Raw genomic sequence first — 21,338 nt, forward strand, 5'->3', positions numbered from 1 at the left:
GAGTTGAATTTAATACCTGTAATATAAAAACACACACATTACCTGCGATAAAACTGCCAGTTTGTCGTTACATTATATAAGAATGAGTAAGCAAGATATATTTGATTTTAATAACGCAATGCCAATTATAAACGAGGATACCGAATTTTTTCCGTTAATGTCTCAGCAGGATGAAGAAGACATGAATAACGAAGAAACGCCTGAGGTTTTAGCAATTCTGCCTTTGCGTAATACTGTTTTGTTCCCGGGTGTAGTTATTCCGATTACCGTAGGAAGAGATAAATCAATAAAACTGATTAAAGAAGCCTATAAAGGAAATAAGATTATAGGTGTAGTTTCACAAAAAGATGTTTCTATAGAAGACCCAACCTTCGAACAGTTAAATACTGTTGGTACAGTGGCTAATATCATCAAATTGTTGCAAATGCCCGATGGTAATACAACTGTTATCATTCAGGGTAAACAGCGTTTCAGTCTTTTAGCCGAAATCCAGAATGAGCCTTATATCAAGGCATCAGTTAAGAAATTCGAGGAGCAGAAAACCAAAACCGATAAAGAGTTTAAAGCGCTTATCGCTTCAATCAGGGAAATGTCGGCCCAGATTATTCAGCTTTCACCAAATATTCCGAGCGAAGCCAGCATTGCCTTAAAAAACATAGAAAGCAATTCATTTTTGATAAATTTCATCTCCTCAAATATGAATGCCGAAATGGCTGATAAGCAAAAAATCCTGGAAATGGATAGCTTGTTAGACAGGGCACAGAAAGTAATGGAGCTGTTAATGGTGGAGCTACAAATGCTGGAATTAAGAAACCAGATTCAGTCGAAAGTTCGTACCGATTTAGATAAACAACAACGCGATTATTTTCTGAACCAACAGTTAAAAACCATTCAGGAGGAACTTGGAGGAAATTCGGCAGATTTAGAATTCGACGCATTACAGGAAAGGGCGAAAAAGAAAAAATGGTCTAAAGAGGTTTATGCACATTTCGATAAAGAACTCGATAAATTAGGTCGTATGAATCCTGCTGCTCCTGATTATTCGGTTCAGCTTAATTACCTGGAATTGCTCTTAGATTTACCTTGGAGTGAGTTTACTAAAGATAATTTCGACCTCAAAAGAGCTCAACGTATTTTAGATAAGGACCATTTCGGACTAGAAAAAGTTAAGCAGCGCATTATTGAATATTTAGCTGTACTTAAACTGAAGCGAGATATGAAGGCACCTATTTTATGTTTAGTTGGCCCTCCGGGAGTTGGAAAAACATCTTTAGGTAAGTCGATTGCAAAAGCCTTAGGCCGTAAATATGTACGTATGGCATTAGGCGGTATCCGCGATGAGGCAGAAATCCGTGGTCACCGTAAAACTTATATTGGTGCAATGCCAGGCCGTATTATCTCATCGATTAAAAAAGCTGGAGCTGATAATCCTGTTTTCGTTCTGGATGAAATTGATAAGGTTGGTACCGATCACCGTGGCGATCCTTCATCTGCTTTGCTTGAAGTATTAGACCCGGAGCAAAACAACGCCTTCTACGATCATTATGTGGAAATGGATTACGACTTATCGAATATTTTATTCATCGCAACGGCAAATTCTTTAAGCACCATACAACCGGCTTTGTTAGATCGTATGGAGATTATTGAAGTTAACGGCTACACCATTGAAGAAAAGATAGAAATCGCGAAAAAATTCCTATTACCAAAGCAAAAAGAAAATCATGGTTTAAAGCTAAAAGATATTAACCTCAAGCCATCGCTCATTGAAAAGGTTATTGAAGATTATACACGCGAAAGTGGCGTACGTGGTTTAGAGAAAAAAGTTGGTTCTTTGGTTCGTGGCGTTGCTACTAAAATCGCCATGGAAGAAGAATACAACACCACTTTAACCGAAGAGGATGTAGAACGTATACTCGGGGCACCAATTTATGATAAGGATTTGTATGAAGGTAATGAGGTAGCTGGTGTAGTTACTGGCTTAGCCTGGACAAGTGTTGGTGGCGATATTTTATTTATTGAATCGAGCCTTAGCCCCGGCAAGGGAAAGTTAACCTTAACAGGTAACCTTGGCGATGTAATGAAAGAATCGGCAGTAATTGCCCTTGCTTATTTACGTGCGCATGCCAATGAATTTGGTATCGATTACACTTTATTTGATAACTGGGATGTTCATGTGCATGTACCAGCTGGCGCTACCCCTAAAGACGGACCTTCAGCAGGTATAACTATGCTAACTGCATTAACATCTGCATTTACGCAACGTAGGGTAAAACAACACCTGGCAATGACTGGTGAGATTACTTTACGCGGTAAAGTACTGCCAGTTGGTGGAATTAAAGAAAAAATTCTGGCTGCAAAACGAGCCAACATCAAAGAAATTATTCTTTGCAAAAGCAACAGAAAAGATATTTTAGAAATCAAGGAAAGCTACATCAAAGATCTTAAATTCCATTACGTATCTGAGATGAGCGAAGTAATTGAACTGGCCTTACTTAAAAACAAGGTTAAAAAACCGCTTGATTTAAGCATCAAAATAGCACCCATTGTTAACTAATTTGTAATTTTCTGATTTTAATTTAAGCAGCAGATTAAGAATCTCATTAACATTAAATACTTTTATAGTCCCGATGAATTATCGGGACTTTTTTATGAAATCGATTATAGCATCCCTCTTATTAATATCTATTGCTTACATTGCTAAAGCCCAGAATTTTAAAAATGAGTTTGGCTTTAAAACGGAAAACGATGCCTATCTGGCTACTTTAAACGACAGATACTACACAAATGGCTTGTTTATTTATTATCGCAGGGCGATAAGCCCTGACCATCTTGGAGAAAACATAGAGAAAAAAACATACGAAATTTCTGCCGGCCAAAAAATGTACACGCCTTATTGGGGTCAGGTTGCTAAAAAAGAAGACCAAGACAGGCCATTTGCAGGTTATCTATATGCTGGAGCCGCGTATTCTGTGTTTTATAAGAAAGAAAGTGTGTTAAAAACAAGTGTAGAAATTGGTACAGTCGGGCCGAATTCACTGGCCGAGGATGCTCAGAAATTCTTGCATAAAACGGTTGGTTTTTATACACCAGCAGGATGGGAATATCAGATCAAAAATGAAATTGCCGTTAATCTTTCCGGAAATTACAGCAAGCTGATTCATCGTTCAACCGATAATGCCGTAGATTTTAGCGGACAAGGATATGTAAATTTAGGAACAACATTCAGCGGATTAGGAACATCTTTACTATTCAGGGCTGGTAAATTAAATCAACTTTTTAATAGTGCATATCATAATGCGGTTATTGGTGATGCCAAAACAAAAAGCCTTAACAATTCAGAATTTTTCTTTTACGTAAAGCCACAACTTAATGTAGTTGCTTACGATGCAACTATTCAGGGAAGCCTCTTTAACAATGATAGTCCTGTAACTTTTGGTGTGAAGCCAATAGTATTTGAGCAGCAATTTGGATTAAATTATAGTTCAAAAAGATTCACGGCTGATTTTAATGTAATTTTTAAAACGAAAGAAGTAAAGAGTGTGGCAAAACCGCAAAATTATGGTGGTTTAAGCTTGTACTACAGATTTGGAAAATAAGCTAATCCAGTTTAGGCTTCTTCCTGCTTTCCTTTTTCATAGAATTAACTGTTTTATTTTTCAACCGGTTCTCAGTAACAGATTTAGGGGTTTTTGTTGCTTTTCTTTTTTTAGCAACATGTAGCGATTTTTTAATCAGTTCTACTAGCTTTACAATTGTTTTTTCTTTATTTAAAAGCTGGCTTCTGTCTTCCTGAGAAACAATATGAATAAGCCCCTCAGCATCTATCCTGTTTTCAAGCTTGGATTTTAATAATATTTTTTCATCCTCGGTTAGAAAGTCCGCAATACTCAAGTCAAAAATTAATTCAACTTTACTTGATACCTTATTAACGTTTTGACCTCCCTTGCCCCCACTTCTCGAAGTTTTAAAAACAGCAACTTTCAAAACCTCGTCTCTATTTGGTATCATCTTTAAAATAATTTTAATTTCATTCAAATATATACCAAAACAGAATAGTGCCAAGTGTTAAAAAGATGTTTTATCAATAATGCCATTTTGTTTATTCATTCAGAAATTTTAACTTCAAAGATTCATTCCATATTAGCGCTTAGTTAAACACATGACATTAAAATCTTTTGGCCAAAAGTTCGGTTATTTTTTAAGAACCATGGCATTCGTAATCATCTGCTTTATTTTTACTTTTCTTCTGCTATGGACATTTTGTTATTCGCTCCATGCTTTTTATTTGTTTGTAGCTATACTCATTTTTGCTGTTGTGGCATTTTTCCGAAAAAAAAACCGGAGATTTATAACAATAACTTTGCTAGCAGGTTTAGCTTTGTTCGTACTATCAACACCCTATAACTTAAGACAATACAATCGCAATGCCGCTGCTTTTCAAGCACAAATTAATAGCGGATACCATTTAAACTTCAAAGAAAAATGTGCTATATATGGAACTTTACTCATTATTACTGCGGGAGATATCATTCCATTTCCTGAAGCCAGCATCCAAAACTTCTACCTATTGTTTCCAAAGAAAAGTAAAACCAGGGTATTTTATGATGATGCCTACCTTCGTGCACCTGATATTCAGGCCCTGTTAAATAAAAAAGGCAAAAATGCTGTTGCCTGGAACAAGTGGGGAGAACGTTTTAATGGCAATTTCAGGTTTGCTGCAGCATTCGACCCATGTACTCTAGAAGTAACCAATGAAGGCAGTAAAAAGAAAGCTACTTTAGTTACTTACTTTAATTATCGTAAAAACTACACTACCTATAACGCCAATCATTATCTTTATGGTCTTTTTGCTTTTAGAATTGATGAAGGTTTATTTTGGTATTTACAACATGAAGGTTGGCTCCATCCTTACAATGCCGTATGGATAGCTAAATTTGATAAATAGTATAATAGTTGCTTTAAATAATTGAGCATTCTACTTCTATTTTTTACCTTTGCTGCACGATGAAAAAAAACCTGGTAATAGCAATTGACGGCTATTCATCTTGCGGAAAAAGTACACTTGCAAAAGCATTGGCTAAAAGATTGGGATTTATTTATGTAGATAGCGGAGCGATGTACAGAGCCGTAACCCTATACTTTTTAAGGAACAATATAAATATTACTAACGATAACCAGGTGAGTGATGCACTTCAGCACATCGAATTAAATTTTCATTCCCGCGATTATGAATCGCATATTACTTTAAACGGTGAAGAAGTTTCAGATGAAATTCGTTTAATGCCAGTTTCTGAGAACGTTAGTGAAGTTTCTGCCCATAAGCTCGTTCGCCATGAGATGGTTAAACAGCAGCAACGAATGGGAAAATCAAAAAACATTGTAATGGATGGACGTGATATAGGCACCACAGTTTTCCCTAATGCGCCTTTGAAACTTTTCATGACAGCCGATCCTAAAATAAGGGCAGAAAGAAGATTTAAAGAACTTGAAAGCAAAGGCAATAATCAAACCTCATTGGAAGAAGTTTTTGAAAATCTTGCTCACCGCGACTACGCGGATACAACACGTAAAGAAAGTCCTCTTGTGAGAGCCGAAGATGCTATTATTCTCGATAACACTGATTTAACTCAGGATGAACAACTGGCTTTTGCAATGGAAAAAGTTGAGGGCTTATTAAGCAATTAATTTACAGGGTTTAATTTTATTTCATAATTTTAGCACTTAACCCATTTGCTATTATGAAATTAAAACAAACTGCTATCCTGTTTTTTCTTTTTGCTTTCACTTCTATTAATGTTAATGCCCAAAAGGGTTGGATAAATCTTTTTAATGGAAAAGATTTAAAAGACTGGACGGTAAAAATTTCCAAACACGAACTTAACGACAATTATGCAAATACCTTTCGTGTAGAAGATGGGGTGATGAAAGTTAGTTATGATGGCTATACCACTTTTGATCAGCAATATGGGCACATCTTTTACAAAAAAACATTCTCTTCCTATTTACTAAAAGTTACTTATCGTTTTGTCGGCGAACAGGCTAAAGGAGGCGAAGGCTGGGCGTTAAGAAACAGTGGTGCAATGTTGCACTGCCAGGCGCCTGAAACAATGCTAAAAGATCAGGATTTCCCAATATCGATTGAAGGACAAATTTTAGGCGGAGATGGAACGCATGACAGACATACCAGCAATGTTTGTACACCAGGAACCAATATTTTCTTCAATGGCGAATTATTTACACAACATTGTTTAGATTCTAAATCAAAAACATATTCTGGCGACCAATGGGTAACTGCCGAGTTTTTGGTTTTAGGCGATTCGGTTGTTAAACACATTATTGAAGGTGAAGTTGTTCTGGAATATACTAAACCACAAATCGGTGGCGGAAACGTTTCTAACTATGACCCAAAAGTAAAAATTGATGGAACGCCTTTGAAGTCGGGTTATATTTCTTTACAAAGTGAAAGCCACCCGATTGAATTTAAAACGGTTCAATTATTTGATCTTGAGTCTTATGCTAAAGACAAAAACAAATTAGACAAAGTTTTAACCCGGATTTTAAAAGAATAAATTAATTCTGATTGTTATTGGTGTGATGTATATGCAATTCTAAATTTAATTACAATGCTCAAAAGCCATTCACTAAAAACCCTTGCATTTTTCCTTTTTATTCTATGCTCAAATCTTGCCCTTGCGCAAAAAGCTTATCAGGTAACTGAGATTCCAGACCCTAAACAGAACGGCGGCGGTTGGGTAAGCAATCCGGATGGAATATTAAGTGATCATGATGTATCAGAAATTAATGCTAACATCTCTTCGTTTGAAAGCAAAACCAATGTTCAGGTTGCAGTTGTAATTGTAAACGATTTCGACCACAATCAGGAAGATTTCGATTTCGCTTATACCCTTTTCAGTAATTGGGGAATAGGGCAAAAAACCAGCAACAATGGTGTTTTGCTATTCATCGCCAAAGAGCGCCGGAAGTACCGTTTTATAACAGGTACGGGTGCCGAAGGTGTTTTACCCGATGTGAAATTAAAACATATTGCAGAACAAAATTTAATACCCGCATTTAGGGAAAATGATTATGGAACAGGAATCATAAACACTGTAAATGCAATGGGTGAAATTATTTTAAACCCTGAAAACAAATCAGAATTAAACCAGTTTTTTACACAACAAAAAAGCAGCGATGACCTTGAGAATTTCTGGCTGCCAACATTCGGAATTTGCCTGGCTTTCTTTGGTATTTTTAAATTATTAAAAAATCATGCTGCTAAAAACATATCCCTAAGTAAATCAAACAAAAACCAGCCAGGTGCTGTAACCACTACCGGCTGCGTAGTGGCATTCTTTGGTTTTCTTTTTATTGTTATTGCGTTTTTTATAACCGGTAGTCTTGGTTTTTTAAAAGATTTTAAACTTAGTTATATCCCTTTTATATTATTTGGAATACTAAGCCTGGCATTATTTTTTAAATACCTTTTTCAAATTGATGAATTAAGAAGAAAGCATAATGATGATAAGAATTTTTCGGATGCAGTAAGTTCTTTTCATAAAAAATATTGGTGGCTCATTGCTTTTTCTCCACTGATAATATTTGCGATTATTAGACAGTTTTTTCGTCGAACCGAACAAAATAAACGCTTCAATCCTATTCTTGACAGTAAAAAACAACCAATGGTTCGCATAGACAGGGATGTTAACATTGAAGGAAAACCTTTCCTAACTGCAGGGCAACGTAAAGAAGAAGTGGTTAAAGCTTATGATTATGACATCTGGGAAAGTGCTGATCATAAAGAGCATATTATTAAAAGTTGGCCCGCAGAAAAATTCGACAGCTACGCTGAATGCCCTTCATGTAAGTTCAGAACTTATCAGCTTAATAAAAAAATAACGGTTAAGGCCGCAACTTACAGCCACGATGGACAAGCAAAACTTGTTAATGAATGTAGTTTTTGCAAAAATGTAGAATTCATACGCTGGATTACACTGGCCATGCTGGTTAGAGAAAGCTCGGGAAGTTCTTCGAGTCCGTCTTCTTCCGGCAGCTCATCTTCATCGTCATCGTCCAGTAGTTGGGGTGGCGGGAGCAGCAGTGGTGGTGGCACTGGCGGTAGCTGGTAATTTTACGATTCTGTGTATTTTATCATATGATTTAAAACTATTTTCTAATTTTGACACGCTTAGCACGATGTTTGCGCTGTACGACATTGCTATATTTTTTTAAACAGCTTTGCTGAAACACTAAACCTATGATCCGACTTTACTCCTTTCTAATCACGCTTTTAATTTTTTCATCCCAGGTTAACGCACAGGATATATATCGGGTTAATGCCGATGATGTAAATGTTAGGGCAAGCAACAATTCAAATAGCAAGGTGGTTGCTAAAGTAAATCGGAATGAAAACCTAACCATTTTAGATGCTGCCGATGCCAAGTTTTACAAAGTAAAATTAAAAAGTGGCGAAGGCTGGATAAGTAAGGATTTTCTGGAAAAAACAGCAGCTCCTACTAATCAGACAACATCTGCAGCTCCGGGAACAAATACGCCAACACCAACTGCTGTTCCTCAGTCAACTGCTTCAGGCAACGAAGATATTTACCGTGTTACAGCTGATGATTTAAGGGTTAGGGAGCAGGCCGACCCGAAAAGTAAAATTGTAGGCTACTTACCTAAAAATGAAAACGTTGCTGTAATAGATTCTTCGGATGTTAGCTTCTTTAAAATTAAGGTTACCAACGGTGAAGGATGGGTTAGTAAAGAATTTCTGGTTAGAGTTTCTCCTGTAAAGCAGTCTACACAAAAAAAAGCCGTTTCTGTTGAAATACCTAAAATAGATAAAGGCTATTCAAATCTGATTTTCTTTGCTATTGTAGCCCTCATTATGGGTACAATTCTCTACTTCGTTTTTAAATATTCTAATCAAAACAAAATACTGATTGGTTTTTCGGCAATTGTTGTTTTGGTTGTTATTTACTTTTGCTTTATAACATTTATCCAGGAGAAAAAAGTTTCAGGAACATATATTAGTGATAGTGAAACGCAATACCAGACTTTTGATTTTGGACCGAATGATTCGGTTACAGTTAAAGATATCTATACCGGCACAACCTTTACATCGAAATATGTAATTGATGGCGATATGATTAAATTGTACGACCAGCAAAACATGATTCTATTGTTGATTAGAGATGAAAATACCTTAATTGGTGAGGGTTTTACAAGAGGAACTTTTACAAGGAAATAGTTTATGATATTATGGGCAAATGTTAACGTCCGCACGATGCAAAACTATTACATTGAATATGTTTGGGTTATTTTTTGCTGATTTTTGGAATTATTTACATCATTAAATCATTTCCAGAAAGGATTTAAATTTGTGCAATAAACTTTGTTCCTAAACCCGGTAGAAGTGAAAATACTTTTTTTTTGCAGCAACCGAAATATACTGTCATGCTGAGGAACGAAGCATCTGCAACCGATGAAAAAGATTCTTCGTTCCTCAGCATGACAGTGCCTGAAAAAAGATTGTAACGAATAACGGGACTGCTATAACCCAGGAACTACTAACCGTTCATTTTCAAATAATTAGAAGAAAGCGATTGAATTTTAAGATTTAGATACTTAAATAAATTGAGTACCATGAATGTAAAAATCTTAATAAGCTTAAAATCAGCAACATTTATTAAAAAAATCTTTTCTATTAATTAAAAAAGTTTTACCTTTGCAGTCCCTAAATAGGGAAAAAAGGAGATAATTAATTAATGGCTAAAAAACAAGTAGCAGAAAAAGAATTAGCAGCAAAAACAGCTGAACTTCAGGGAGAAGGCGGACGCCTGACTGAAAAAGAAACTATTGAATCAGAAGCTGATTCAGTATCGATCGAATCGATCAAATCATCATTAGCAACACCAAGCGAAGATTTCGACTGGGATGCTGATGAAAAAGTTTTCGGTAATTACAATGACGCAGACCGTAAAAAGTTTGAAGATATGTACGCTGGAACATTCAATCAAATCACTAAAGGTGAAATTATTAGCGGTACTGTTGTTTCAATTAACAACAAAGATGTAGTATTAAACGTAGGTTTCAAATCAGACGGTTTAGTTTCTACTTCAGAATTCCGTGATACACCAGATTTAAAAGTTGGCGATTCAGTTGACGTTTTCGTTGAAGCACCAGAAGATGCTAACGGTCAGTTGATTCTTTCTCGCAAAAGAGCTAAAACCCAAAGATCATGGGAAGCAATTAACGAGGCACTTGAAAATGATAGAATCATCAATGGTTTCGTTAAGAGCCGTACTAAAGGTGGTTTAATCGTTGATATCATGGGCGTTGAGGCTTTCTTACCAGGATCTCAAATTGATATTAAACCTATCCGCGATTACGATGTATACGTGGGTAAAACAATGGAATTCAAAGTTGTTAAAATTAACCACGAGTTTAAAAACGTAGTAGTTTCTCACAAAGTGTTAATTGAAGACGATTTAGAATCACAAAAAGTAGAAATCGTTTCTAAATTAGAAAAAGGTCAGGTACTTGAAGGTACTGTTAAAAACATTACTGATTTCGGTGTGTTCATCGATTTAGGTGGTGTTGATGGTTTACTTCACATTACTGACATTTCTTGGGGCCGCATAGAGCATCCGAAAGAAGTATTATCATTAGATGAAAAAATCAACGTTGTTGTTTTAGATTTCGATGATGAGAAAAAACGTATCGCTTTAGGCTTAAAACAATTAACTCCACACCCTTGGGAGAATTTAGATGCTGACATTCAAGTTGGTTCTAAAGTAAAAGGAAAAATCGTAACTGTTGCAGATTACGGAGCTTTCTTAGAAATCATCCCAGGTGTTGAAGGTTTAATCCACGTTTCAGAAATGAGCTGGTCACAAAACTTAAGAAACCCACAAGAGTTCTTAAAAGTTGGTGATGAAATCGAAGCTGAAGTTTTAACTTTAGACAGAGACGAGCGCAAAATGAGCTTAGGTATTAAACAATTATCTAACGATCCTTGGCAAGAAGTTGCTGCTAAATTCCCAGTTGGAAGCAAGCACAAAGCAACGGTTAAAAACATGACTAACTTCGGCGTTTTCGTTGAAATCGAAGAAGGTATCGATGGTTTAATCCACATTTCTGACTTATCATGGTCTAAAAAAATCAACCACCCTAACGAATTCACTAAAGTTGGTGATGTATTAGACGTTGTTGTTTTAGAATTAGACGTTGATAACCGTAAATTAAGCTTAGGTCACAAACAATTAGAAGAAAACCCTTGGGATACTTTTGAAACGATCTTTACTTTAGATTCAGTTCACCAGGGAACAGTTGTTAAAGTAACTGATAAAGGTGCTGTTATTGCTTTACCTTACGGTGTAGAAGGTTTCGTACCAACTAAACACATGGTTAAAGAAGACGGTACTTCAGTTAAAGCTGAAGAAACTAACGACTTCAAAATCATCGAGTTTAACAAAGAAGCTAAACGCATCGTTGTATCTCACGCTCGTATTTGGGAAGAAGTTAAAGCTGAAGCTGTAGCAGAAGAAAGAGCAACTAAGAAAAAAGAAGCTAAAGCTGCTGTAACTGCTGTTAAGAAAGTTAAAGATTCTGTAGAGAAATCTACTTTAGGAGACTTAGACGTATTAGCACAGTTGAAATCGCAATTAGAAGGCGAAGAAAGCAAAGCTAAAAAAGGCTAGTTCTTTTTAACTCATAAATTTAATCCCGATAGCGAAAGTTATCGGGATTTTTTTTGCTCAATCCTTTAAGGTTTTTGAAACCTTAAAGGATTATTTTGCTGCCTACTACTTATTACTAAGCAGCCACAGAAACACGGAGCGCACCGGTCTCCAAACTTGCTCAAAATCCTCATTGCGAGGTTGGAAATTAGCAAGCTGAAACAATCTTTTTATTACCAAATAAGGAATTAAGAACATTTAAGTTTTGAGCTTATACTTTCTTATATGTCTTATATGGTTAAAATAATTTGAAAACGAAAGCAACTACTCATCGGTTACTCCTGTCCCGCTGTTCGTTCAATCTTTTTGGTAAACCTCTGTCATGCTGAGGCACGAAGTATCTGTTTCATATGTTGCAGATGCTTCGTGCCTCAGCATAACAGTTTATTCAGGGTTGCTGCAAACCAAAAAAGATTTTCCTTCCATCGGGTTTATGTAACATATGTAATTCGTTCTTCCAAACCTTTTCCCTTCATCCGTATAGAATGACTACTTTTGAAACGAAATCGACTAACCATGAAAAAACTTGCTTTCCTTATCTTAACATTCGCCGCCATTTTTAGCACTCAAGCGCAAATCAAAGTAATTACTAAATCTACAGCTAACATAATTCCAAAGCCTGTGATTTCGCAAACCTTAGATGCGATAAAAGCTTTCACACTTAACGAGCATACTAAAATTTACGTTGAAAATGATTCGTTACTTAGTTCCGCAGAGTTTTTAATAGCCTATCTTCAAAATAACTATAACCTTAAATTAGAAACCACAACCCAAAAACCTAACAAAAATTCAATTGACCTAATTTCTGCTACTTCATTTCAAGTTTATAAAGATTCATATAACCTTAAAGTTCTAGAAAATGAGATAGTTATTAACGGTAATACTAGCGCTGGGGTATTTTATGGTATACAATCATTGATTCAACTTTTACCAACAACAAAAGCTACAAACTATAAGATACCAGCAATTACCATTTTAGATTATCCCCGCTTCGATTACCGTGGAATGCACTTAGATGTAAGCCGTCATTTTTTTGATGTGGCTTTTATAAAACAATACATCGATTATCTGGCCTTACATAAAATGAACTACTTCCATTGGCATTTAACCGATGACCATGGTTGGAGAATTGAAATCAGAAAATATCCAAAACTTACCGAAATTGGTTCCTGGCGAAACGGAAGTATCATTGGTTTATGGCCTGGAAAAGGCAACGAAAACATAAAATACCAGGTTTTACCCAATGAGGTTAAAATTACGCCCAAAGATGCCATAATTAAGACAGATGGTGTTAAACATGGCGGTTATTATACACAGGAACAGATTAAAGAAGTAGTTGATTACGCAGCTAAACGCTACATCACCATCATCCCTGAAATTGAAATGCCTGCACATAGTATGGCTTTACTTGCAGCCTATCCTGAACTCGGAACAGAACCCAATAAAAAGTATACAGTAGCCGAAACCTGGGGAATGATGAACAAATACAATAATGTACTTCAGGCCTCCGACAGTACTTTTAAATTTTTGGAAAATGTATTAAGCGAAGTAATGGATTTATTTCCATCGCAATACATACATATAGGGGGTGATGAAGCTTCGAAAGTGTGGTGGAAGCAATCTGCCGTTTCTCAGCAGATAATGAAAGCAAACGGGCTTAAAAACGAAAGTGAACTACAGAGTTACTTCATCCAAAGGATAGAAAAATTTGTAAACAGCAAAGGTAAAACCATTATCGGGTGGAATGAGATTCTGCAAGGCGGCCTGGCCCCAAATGCGGTTGTAATGAGCTGGCAAGGTGAAAAAGGAGGCATTGAGGCCGCGAAACAAAACCATAAAGCCATAATGACACCTGAAAACAAAATGTACTTTAACCATGCGCAGTTTGTAAAGGAAGATAGCCTTGTGGCTAACAAATTTTCACCTTTGATCGATGTTTACAACTACGAGCCCGTGCCCGCAGAGTTAAATACTGAACAGGCAAAATACATTTGGGGTGGACAAGGCTGTTTGTGGAGCGAGTACATTACCAATCCTGCAAAAGTACAGTACCAGTTGTTTCCACGACTTGATGCCCTGAGTGAAATTTTGTGGAGTCCTAAAGAAAAACGTAATTATCCCGATTTCCAGAAACGCTTACAAGCACAATTTAAACGATACGACATGATGGGAATTACCTATTCTAAAAAGTATCTCGAAAATTAAAACTAATTTCGCATACTAAAACTAAGCCATGAGAAAAGTACTTGCAATATTATGCACCATTATTACCTTGGGTGCTTTACGAGAAACCTTTAGAATTTTCACTTCGAACGAAGCGGATATTGTGGCGGCAAGGCAACAGCTTATACCTCTAGCGGTAAGCATTACGGTACCATTGATAATATTATCGTTGTGGTTGTGGGTATCAAAGCCACGGAAGGAAGAAAATAATTAATTGTAAAACTTACTTTTCAATGCCGGAGTAGGTACCCAGCAGCTTTCCTGCTTTCCCCACCATTTATACCTGTTTTTTGCAATTATATCGTAAAACCAATCTCTAATAAATTTCGGAACAACGATAAATACATAAAGGACAGGCAGCAAGCCATTCAGTTTTCTGGCAATCCTTAAAGCTGCTGAAGATTTAGTATATAACTTATGATCCTCCAAAAGCATTATTGAGTTAATTTTTTGGGTATCTACATTAAATTCAGGTAAAACTACCTTTGCATATTCACCTTGCAAGGCGGTAAATTTAAATACGTTACGCTTGTCGTGCTCAATTGCAAACTGAACCGAAGCATTACAGAGGTTGCAAATCCCATCGAAAAATATAACCGGTTGTTCTGCCATTTTGAAGTGTAAATTTAACTTTTTTAAATTGCTTCAAGGCTTGCTAATGTTAATCCTTTATCACAATAATCAGGTATTTTCAAATACACATAATTCGAAAAATCTCCTATCTTCATTTCAAATAACATTAAGTTCATGGTAATTAATTTATTTGTTGAAAAAGAACCATTTAACGTAACAAGCGCAAAACATAATGGTTTCAACTTTACAAGCTTAAAACATTTTTATATATTTGCCCAATCCTTCTTCAATGCAAAAGAAAACAATCTTTGACGGACAAAAAATTCAGATTACAATTAAAAGGCTTTGCCGTCAGTTAATTGAAAACCACGATGATTTCGCGAATACCGTTTTAATTGGCATACAGCCTAGGGGTATTTTTCTTGCCGATCGCATCCATTCTGAACTTCAGAGCATTTTAAAGAACAAAAAAATCCTAAAAGGAAACCTTGATATTACTTTCTTCAGGGATGATTTTCGCCGTAAAGACGGAATAGTTACCGCAAGCAGCAACTCAATCGATTTTATTATTGAAGGTAAAAAAGTAATCCTGATTGATGATGTACTTTGGACCGGAAGAACGATAAGAGCTGCTATGGATGCTCTATTGGCTTACGGCCGTCCGGAAAAAGTAGAGCTTTTAGTATTAATAGACAGGAGATTTAGCAGGCATTTACCTATTGAACCAAATTACATTGGCCTTCAGGTTGATAGCCTTAACTCGCAACACGTAAAAGTAAGCTGGGCCGATGAAGGCGCAGAAGACAAAGTGATTTTATTATCCGAAAAACAATAATATAAAATGGCAGCAGACAAACTATCAACCCGACATCTTTTAGGCATTAAAGATATTAACCGGAATGATATCGAATTAATTTTCGAAACTGCAGATAATTTTAAAGAAGTGATTAACAGGCCTATTAAAAAGGTGCCTTCACTTCGTGATATTACGATTGCCAATATTTTCTTCGAAAACTCTACCCGAACAAAACTTTCTTTTGAACTGGCTGAGAAAAGGCTTTCGGCTGATGTGGTAAACTTCGCGGCTTCTTCTTCTTCAGTAAGTAAAGGTGAAACTTTAATAGATACCGTAAATAACATCCTTTCGATGAAAGTTGATATGGTTGTGATGCGCCACCCTTACGCTGGTGCCGGGCAATTTCTCAGCAGACATGTTAAGGCACAAATTGTAAATGCTGGTGATGGTGCTCATGAACATCCTACACAAGCCTTGTTGGATGCATTTTCCATCCGTCAGAAACTTGGCGATGTTGCCGGAAAAAAAGTTGTTATTGTTGGCGACATTCTTCACTCACGTGTTGCGATATCAAACATACTTTGCTTGCAACGCTTAGGCGCTGAAGTAATGGTTTGTGGTCCGACTACGTTAATTCCAAAACACATTCATCAGTTAGGCGTAAAGGTTGAGCATAACTTAATTAAGGCATTAAACTGGTGCGATGTGGCTAACATGCTTCGCATTCAGTTAGAACGTCAGGATATCAAATATTTCCCATCACTGAGAGAATACGCAATGATGTACGGATTAAACAAGCAAATTCTCGATAACCTTGATAAAGAAATCGTGGTAATGCACCCTGGCCCGATAAACCGTGGCGTTGAGATTACCAGCGATGTTGCCGACAGCAAACAATCTATTATTTTAGAGCAAGTTGAAAATGGCGTAGCCATCAGAATGGCAGTACTTTATTTACTTGCAAGTCAGGGCTAGGTTATCCGTCCCTATCAGTCCTAAGACTAGCCTTTTTGATATAAATAGTTAACCAATTCACACGGTTAAGCCGTTAAGAAATAAGTTCATGCAACAAACTCAATAATAGCTAATGAGGCACTCATTTAGCCTAATTTTCCACAATCGTCCTGTCGCTGATACCAAATAAAAATTCCCGTCGTTAATTTGTGTTATTAACAGATGTTAATTACTTCTGTTGATAAGCTTTGATACTATTTCTAATTTAGTACCAACCATATTTGAAACCGATGCAGAAAAAATACTTACTAATTCCGCTACTTTTAGCAGGAAGTTTTAGCACTTATGCGCAGGTGAGCGCAGTGCAGAACCTCAATAAAAACTATCAAACGGGCTTAGAGTTATTAGATAAAGAAAAATACGTAGCTGCTTCACAGCAGTTTAAACTTGTTGAACAACAACGTTTTAAACCTGCCTCCCAAACCGAGAGTAATGCAGAGCTATCCCTGTTAAAAGAAAATGCCAAATTCTATGCTGCAGTTTGTGCCTTAGAACTTACCAATACTGATGCCGAGAGTTTATTTCAGGCGTTTATCCGCGATTACCCTTTAAATCCTAATACAAAACTTGCCTATTTCTACGTTGGTAAAACTTACTTCAACCAGAAAAACTACGAAAAGGCTTTAGAATGGTTCGAAAAAACCGATCCTTCTACCCTTTCGGGTAAACAGCGCAATGAGTACCAGTTTAAACAAGGCTACGCTTATTTTCAGTTAAAAAATTACGATAAAGCCGAACCGCTTTTCGAAAAGGTAAAAAAAGAAGACGGCCAGTTTCAGGAAAGCGCAACCTATTACTTCGCTTATATAAATTACTTAAACAAAGAATATAAAACTGCTTTAGCCAACTTCGAAAAACTAAAAGGCTCGCCAACTTACGAGGCAAGCTATCCATATTACATCACTTCGATGTACTATCTGGATGAACGCTATGACGATGTAATCAGCTATGCTTTACCAATAATGGCTAAAACAAAGCAGCAGTTTGAACCGGAAATGCTAAGTCTTGTTGCAGCCTCTTATTTCGCAAAATCTGATTTTAAAAATGCTGAAAAGTATTTCGCAGACTTTTATGCTAAAGATAAAAGCGACGTAAAAAACAACTTATTTATTTACCAGTACGGGTATTCTTTATTTCAGAATAAAAAATACGCACAATCGGTTACTGTTTTAGAAAAACTAAATAACGATGATGTTTACCTGCAAAATGGTATGCACACTTTAGGAAAAGCTTTCATTCAGTTAGGAAATAAAGAAAAAGCCCAGAGTGCATTTTTCCGTGCCTCACGTTTAGATTTTGACAAGGTAATTCAGGAAGAAGCCTGGCTAAACTATGCCAAGTTAAGTTACGAATTAAACTTTCACCAACAGGCTTTAGATGCCACACAGAGTTTCCTGAAAACATTTCCTAAATCAAGAAAAATTAATGAAGCTAAAATCCTGTTGGGTGAGGTTTTATTAACGACAAAAAACTACCAGGCAGCAGTTGATATTTTAGAACCAATTCCTGATAAAAACTTAGAAGCAAAAGAAGCTTATCAGAAGGTTACTTATTTCCGAGGATTGGAATTTTATAACGAAAGGGCATTCCCGAATGCTTTATCAATGTTTTTGCGTTCAGAAAAATTCCCTGAAGACAATGAAATCCACGCATTAAGCACTTATTGGAAAGGCGAATCGATGTATGAGCTTCGTAAATATGGCGAAGCAGTATCAACATTCGAAAAGTTCCTGAAAATGCCTGATGCGAATAAAACAGGTGTTTATAATTTCGCAAACTATGCTTTGGCCTATGCTGCTTTTGAAGATGAGAAATACGGTAAAGCCGCAACCTATTTTGAACGCTTTTTAGCAGGAAATGATAAAGACCAAAAGACGGTTGATGATGCAACCATCCGCTTGGCCGATTCCTATTTCGTGAATAAGAGTTACGGCGATGCGATGAATAATTATAACAAAATCATCAGCCGTAAAACCAGTGCAGAAGACTATGCCGTTTTCCAGAAGGGTATGATCCAGGGACTGGAAAACCAATACGATGCAAAAATTGCAACCATGCAAAATTTACTTCAGCGTTTTCCTAATTCCAACTATGCCGATGATGCAGGTTTCGAAACAGCCTACACTTATTTCAATAAAGGTGATTTAGAAAAATCGAAAACTGATTTAGTGGGTTTAGTGGCGAAATACCCACATAGCAGCTATGTACCGAAAGCCCTGGTAACCATCGGCCTGGTTCAGTATAACCAGGATCAGGACGACGCTGCCTTAGAATCATTCAAAAAGGTAATCCGCGATTATCCAAGTGCCGACGAAGCTAAACAGGCAATGGAATCAATCAAAAATATTTATGTTGACAAAGGCGACGCCAATGGTTTTATCAGCTATGCGGGCACAACCCCACTTGGGAATTATTCAAATGCCGAGCAGGATAATATTGTTTTTGCAGCTGCAAATAACTTATACCTGAAAGGTGATGCCAATGGTGCTTTTCAGGCTATAAATGCTTACTTCGATAAATTCCCGAAAGCCATTCATGATAAGGAAGGTAAATTTATCAGAGCCGAATCATTGGTTAAATTGGGTCGCCCGGATGAGGCAATTGCTGATTATGAATACATTTTAAACGATTGGACAAGTGATTATACAGAACGATCGTTGTTAAGTATCTCAAAACTATTCCTTGACCAGAAAAAATATAATGAGGCAATCGTTTACCTGAAACGTTTAGAAACCACAACTGATTACAAGGCACATTATGGTTATGCCATCAATAACTTGTTAAAAGCTTATACTGCGCTGAATTCTGCTGATGATATGATCAAGTACGCACAACTGACTAAAGAATCAGAAAAAGCATCAGAAGAAGAAAAAAACAGCTCAGGTTTATATGCAGGTAAAGCGTATCTGTTAAAAGGCGATACTACAACTGCTATTAAGGAATTTAAAAATGTGGTAGCAAAAACGAAAACCGTTGCCGCTGCAGAAGCCAAATATAATCTTGCTTTTCTCGAGTATAGCAAAGGTGATTATAAAACTTCATCGAAAACATGTTTCGATTTAATTAACAACATGGCATCTTATGATTATTGGGTTGCCAAATCTTTCATTCTGTTATCAGATAACTATGTGGCATTGAAAGATAATTTGCAGGCTAAAAGTACATTGCTAAGTATTATCGATAATTACGATAATAAAACGGACGATATCATCCCAACGGCAAAGCAAAAATTAGAAAAATTAAACCCGAAGAAGTAGAACAATGAAGTCGATTAAATATATATACAGTACCATCTTTTTTCTCGCTGCAGGTTTAGTTACCGTTCAGGCGCAGGAAAAAAAACAGGAAGAAAAAGCCGCAGTTAGCGAGGAAATAGAAGTCGTTCGTCCGTACAAACCTATTCTTGCAGAGGCCGTAAAATTAAGAAGAAGTCCTAACCTTGATGATGTTAAGACTTACAAAGCAAAACTGAATTATAGCGTAACCGATCGAAAACTCGAAATCAACAGCGATATACAGAAGCTTCAGGCGCAGGCATTGGTTGATGAAAAACAATCAGAACTGATAAATAATTATGTAAAAGGTGGTGTTGGCTCACTGGCAACCATTTTAGGAGAAGTTTATGTAAATATTAGCCGTGATCCTGCTTTACAGCTTGGTGGTTATTTTAAGCATTTCAGTCAGGAAGGCAAGCTTAATAAACAAAATAGCAGCAACCAGCAGTTCAGCGTTTTTGGCCGCAGTATTATGGCTGAAAATACAGTTAGCGGGCGCATTAATTTTGAGCGCAATGGCTTGTATTTTTATGGAATTGACAATGATCGTCCAACGTTGAATCCAAATCCTGAAAAACAGGCGCTAACTTTTTTAGAAGCTGAAGGCGAATTAGTTAAAAATTACAAAGAAGATGATGATGCCTTCAGTTATGCTTTAAAGGCTAACGGATACCTTTGGAACGACAGATTCAGTGCTAAAGAAAGCTATTTAACCTTGAATGGTTACTTGAATAAAAGAATCAGCTCCTTAAATTTAGGTTTGGCAGCATCAACAGAGTTTGGCAACACAAAAGATTTAACAACAAGTATCGGTAATAATTTATTGCGCTTAAATCCTTACATCCGTTTACAGGTTAATGGTGCTAAAGTTACTGCCGGAATTAATTTCGTTCAGGAGTTTGGTGCTTATAGCAGCTCGAGGATATTCCCTGCAGTTACTGCCGATTTCACTTTAATTCCCGATTATCTGCAGGTTTTTGGAGAGGTTAAAGGTGATGTAAACCGTAACTCGATGAAAAGCTTTACCGATGAAAACCCATGGTTAAACAGCAACATCTTAATTAAAAATACGGTTGAAAAATTAAGCATTAGTGCGGGTGTTAAAGGAACCGGTGGACCAGGATTTGGCTACAAGGCCCGTTTCTACATGAAACAAATCGATGATATGCCATTATTCATTAATAACTATACCGACTTTAATAAATTCGATGTGATTTACGATTTTGGTAAAGCCAAGATTACAGGCTTAGAAGGTGAAATTTCTGTCCAGGTTAGCGATGCATTAAAATGGACAGGTAAATTAAATATTGATGATTACAAACCTGCATCTGAAACCTATAGCTGGTTTAAACCAGGCTTAAAAGTAAGCTCAAACTTTGTTTACACTTATAATAAAAAATTAAGCTTTAATGCAGGCGTAGTTATTCAGGACGATGTAAAAGCCAAATTGAATGTTCAGCAGCCTGTACCGGCATTATCTTATGTAATTCCGAATCCTGCAATCGAATCAATTGTAACAGTTAAAGGTTTTGTAGATTTAGGCGTAGGTGCAGAGTACCGTATTAACAATAAGTTTTCGGTTTTTGCAAAAGCAAATAACATCCTGAATACCAATTACAGCAGGTATTTATTTTATCAGGTAAACGGCTTTAATATGTTTGGCGGATTAACTTATTCGTTTTAAGCACATTAATTTATTATTGTGTCGATTTAGAA

Annotated in this window: 16 protein-coding genes; 14 read left to right on the forward strand and 2 right to left on the reverse strand. The window is 36.5% G+C overall.

What is annotated here, in order from left to right; translation table 11 throughout:
- Positions 1–82 precede the first annotated feature (82 nt).
- Positions 83–2,554 carry an endopeptidase La gene (lon, locus tag R2R71_RS05260; RefSeq protein ID WP_316830202.1) on the forward strand — a complete coding sequence of 824 codons (2,472 nt, stop codon included), beginning with the start codon at positions 83–85 and terminating at the stop codon, positions 2,552–2,554.
- Positions 2,555–2,648: 94 nt separating this feature from the next.
- Positions 2,649–3,596, forward strand: coding sequence for a lipid A deacylase LpxR family protein (locus R2R71_RS05265; RefSeq protein WP_316830203.1), 948 nt, complete (start codon positions 2,649–2,651; stop codon positions 3,594–3,596).
- A 1-nt stretch (position 3,597) separates the two neighbouring features.
- Here the strand turns inward: R2R71_RS05265 and arfB are convergent, their stop codons facing one another.
- Positions 3,598–4,062 carry an alternative ribosome rescue aminoacyl-tRNA hydrolase ArfB gene (arfB, locus tag R2R71_RS05270; protein WP_316830204.1) on the reverse strand — a complete coding sequence of 155 codons (465 nt, stop codon included), beginning with the start codon at positions 4,060–4,062 and terminating at the stop codon, positions 3,598–3,600.
- Between the two features lie 316 nt (positions 4,063–4,378).
- Between arfB and R2R71_RS05275 the strand changes: the two genes are divergently transcribed.
- From R2R71_RS05275 to R2R71_RS05310, 8 genes are all read left to right on the forward strand, one after another.
- Positions 4,379–4,945 carry a hypothetical protein gene (locus tag R2R71_RS05275; protein WP_316830205.1) on the forward strand — a complete coding sequence of 189 codons (567 nt, stop codon included), beginning with the start codon at positions 4,379–4,381 and terminating at the stop codon, positions 4,943–4,945.
- A 59-nt stretch (positions 4,946–5,004) separates the two neighbouring features.
- Positions 5,005–5,685: a (d)CMP kinase gene (gene cmk, locus R2R71_RS05280; protein WP_316830206.1), complete on the forward strand. Its 681-nt coding sequence runs from the start codon at positions 5,005–5,007 to the stop codon at positions 5,683–5,685.
- A gap of 53 nt (positions 5,686–5,738) precedes the next feature.
- Complete coding sequence (locus R2R71_RS05285; protein WP_316830207.1) at positions 5,739–6,569, forward strand: DUF1080 domain-containing protein; 831 nt, start codon at positions 5,739–5,741, stop codon at positions 6,567–6,569.
- A gap of 54 nt (positions 6,570–6,623) precedes the next feature.
- Positions 6,624–8,126 (forward strand): TPM domain-containing protein, encoded by a 1,503-nt coding sequence (locus tag R2R71_RS05290; RefSeq protein WP_316830208.1) that lies wholly within the window; start codon positions 6,624–6,626, stop codon positions 8,124–8,126.
- A 128-nt stretch (positions 8,127–8,254) separates the two neighbouring features.
- Positions 8,255–9,250, forward strand: coding sequence for an SH3 domain-containing protein (locus R2R71_RS05295; RefSeq protein WP_316830209.1), 996 nt, complete (start codon positions 8,255–8,257; stop codon positions 9,248–9,250).
- A gap of 517 nt (positions 9,251–9,767) precedes the next feature.
- Positions 9,768–11,702: a 30S ribosomal protein S1 gene (gene rpsA, locus R2R71_RS05300; RefSeq protein ID WP_316830210.1), complete on the forward strand. Its 1,935-nt coding sequence runs from the start codon at positions 9,768–9,770 to the stop codon at positions 11,700–11,702.
- Positions 11,703–12,257: 555 nt separating this feature from the next.
- Positions 12,258–13,946, forward strand: a complete 1,689-nt coding sequence (locus R2R71_RS05305) for a beta-N-acetylhexosaminidase (RefSeq protein ID WP_316830211.1) — start codon at positions 12,258–12,260, stop codon at positions 13,944–13,946.
- Positions 13,947–13,974: 28 nt separating this feature from the next.
- Positions 13,975–14,178 (forward strand): hypothetical protein, encoded by a 204-nt coding sequence (locus R2R71_RS05310; RefSeq protein WP_316830212.1) that lies wholly within the window; start codon positions 13,975–13,977, stop codon positions 14,176–14,178.
- Here R2R71_RS05310 and R2R71_RS05315 read toward each other — a convergent pair.
- The gene (locus R2R71_RS05315) at positions 14,175–14,576 is read right to left on the reverse strand and encodes a thiol-disulfide oxidoreductase DCC family protein (protein WP_316830213.1); all 402 of its coding nucleotides are present in this window, start codon (positions 14,574–14,576) and stop codon (positions 14,175–14,177) included. The two genes, R2R71_RS05310 and R2R71_RS05315, sit on opposite strands and share 4 nt — an antisense overlap.
- 250 nt (positions 14,577–14,826) lie before the next feature.
- Here R2R71_RS05315 and pyrR point away from each other — a divergent pair, with 250 nt between their 5' ends.
- The 4 genes from pyrR (at position 14,827) to R2R71_RS05335 (ending at position 21,306) form a co-directional block, all read left to right on the forward strand.
- Complete coding sequence (gene pyrR, locus R2R71_RS05320; RefSeq protein WP_316830214.1) at positions 14,827–15,372, forward strand: bifunctional pyr operon transcriptional regulator/uracil phosphoribosyltransferase PyrR; 546 nt, start codon at positions 14,827–14,829, stop codon at positions 15,370–15,372.
- Positions 15,373–15,378: 6 nt separating this feature from the next.
- Positions 15,379–16,308 carry an aspartate carbamoyltransferase catalytic subunit gene (locus tag R2R71_RS05325; RefSeq protein WP_316830215.1) on the forward strand — a complete coding sequence of 310 codons (930 nt, stop codon included), beginning with the start codon at positions 15,379–15,381 and terminating at the stop codon, positions 16,306–16,308.
- A gap of 269 nt (positions 16,309–16,577) precedes the next feature.
- Positions 16,578–19,604 (forward strand): tetratricopeptide repeat protein, encoded by a 3,027-nt coding sequence (locus tag R2R71_RS05330; RefSeq protein ID WP_316830216.1) that lies wholly within the window; start codon positions 16,578–16,580, stop codon positions 19,602–19,604.
- 4 nt (positions 19,605–19,608) lie between these two features.
- On the forward strand, positions 19,609–21,306 hold the full coding sequence (locus tag R2R71_RS05335; RefSeq protein ID WP_316830217.1) for a hypothetical protein: 1,698 nt from the start codon (positions 19,609–19,611) through the stop codon (positions 21,304–21,306).
- The last annotated feature ends 32 nt before the right edge of the window (positions 21,307–21,338 follow it).

This window comes from Pedobacter aquatilis (assembly GCF_032678405.1).
GTDB lineage: Bacteria > Bacteroidota > Bacteroidia > Sphingobacteriales > Sphingobacteriaceae > Pedobacter > Pedobacter aquatilis_A.

Coding starts and splice junctions, on each gene's coding strand:
- lon (WP_316830202.1), top strand. CDS start 83: ATGAGTAAGCAAGATATATTTGATTTTAATAACGCAATGCCAATTATA.
- R2R71_RS05265 (WP_316830203.1), top strand. CDS start 2,649: ATGAAATCGATTATAGCATCCCTCTTATTAATATCTATTGCTTACATT.
- cmk (WP_316830206.1), top strand. CDS start 5,005: ATGAAAAAAAACCTGGTAATAGCAATTGACGGCTATTCATCTTGCGGA.
- R2R71_RS05285 (WP_316830207.1), top strand. CDS start 5,739: ATGAAATTAAAACAAACTGCTATCCTGTTTTTTCTTTTTGCTTTCACT.
- R2R71_RS05290 (WP_316830208.1), top strand. CDS start 6,624: ATGCTCAAAAGCCATTCACTAAAAACCCTTGCATTTTTCCTTTTTATT.
- R2R71_RS05295 (WP_316830209.1), top strand. CDS start 8,255: ATGATCCGACTTTACTCCTTTCTAATCACGCTTTTAATTTTTTCATCC.
- rpsA (WP_316830210.1), top strand. CDS start 9,768: ATGGCTAAAAAACAAGTAGCAGAAAAAGAATTAGCAGCAAAAACAGCT.
- R2R71_RS05305 (WP_316830211.1), top strand. CDS start 12,258: ATGAAAAAACTTGCTTTCCTTATCTTAACATTCGCCGCCATTTTTAGC.
- R2R71_RS05310 (WP_316830212.1), top strand. CDS start 13,975: ATGAGAAAAGTACTTGCAATATTATGCACCATTATTACCTTGGGTGCT.
- R2R71_RS05315 (WP_316830213.1), bottom strand. CDS start 14,576: ATGGCAGAACAACCGGTTATATTTTTCGATGGGATTTGCAACCTCTGT.
- pyrR (WP_316830214.1), top strand. CDS start 14,827: ATGCAAAAGAAAACAATCTTTGACGGACAAAAAATTCAGATTACAATT.
- R2R71_RS05325 (WP_316830215.1), top strand. CDS start 15,379: ATGGCAGCAGACAAACTATCAACCCGACATCTTTTAGGCATTAAAGAT.
- R2R71_RS05330 (WP_316830216.1), top strand. CDS start 16,578: ATGCAGAAAAAATACTTACTAATTCCGCTACTTTTAGCAGGAAGTTTT.
- R2R71_RS05335 (WP_316830217.1), top strand. CDS start 19,609: ATGAAGTCGATTAAATATATATACAGTACCATCTTTTTTCTCGCTGCA.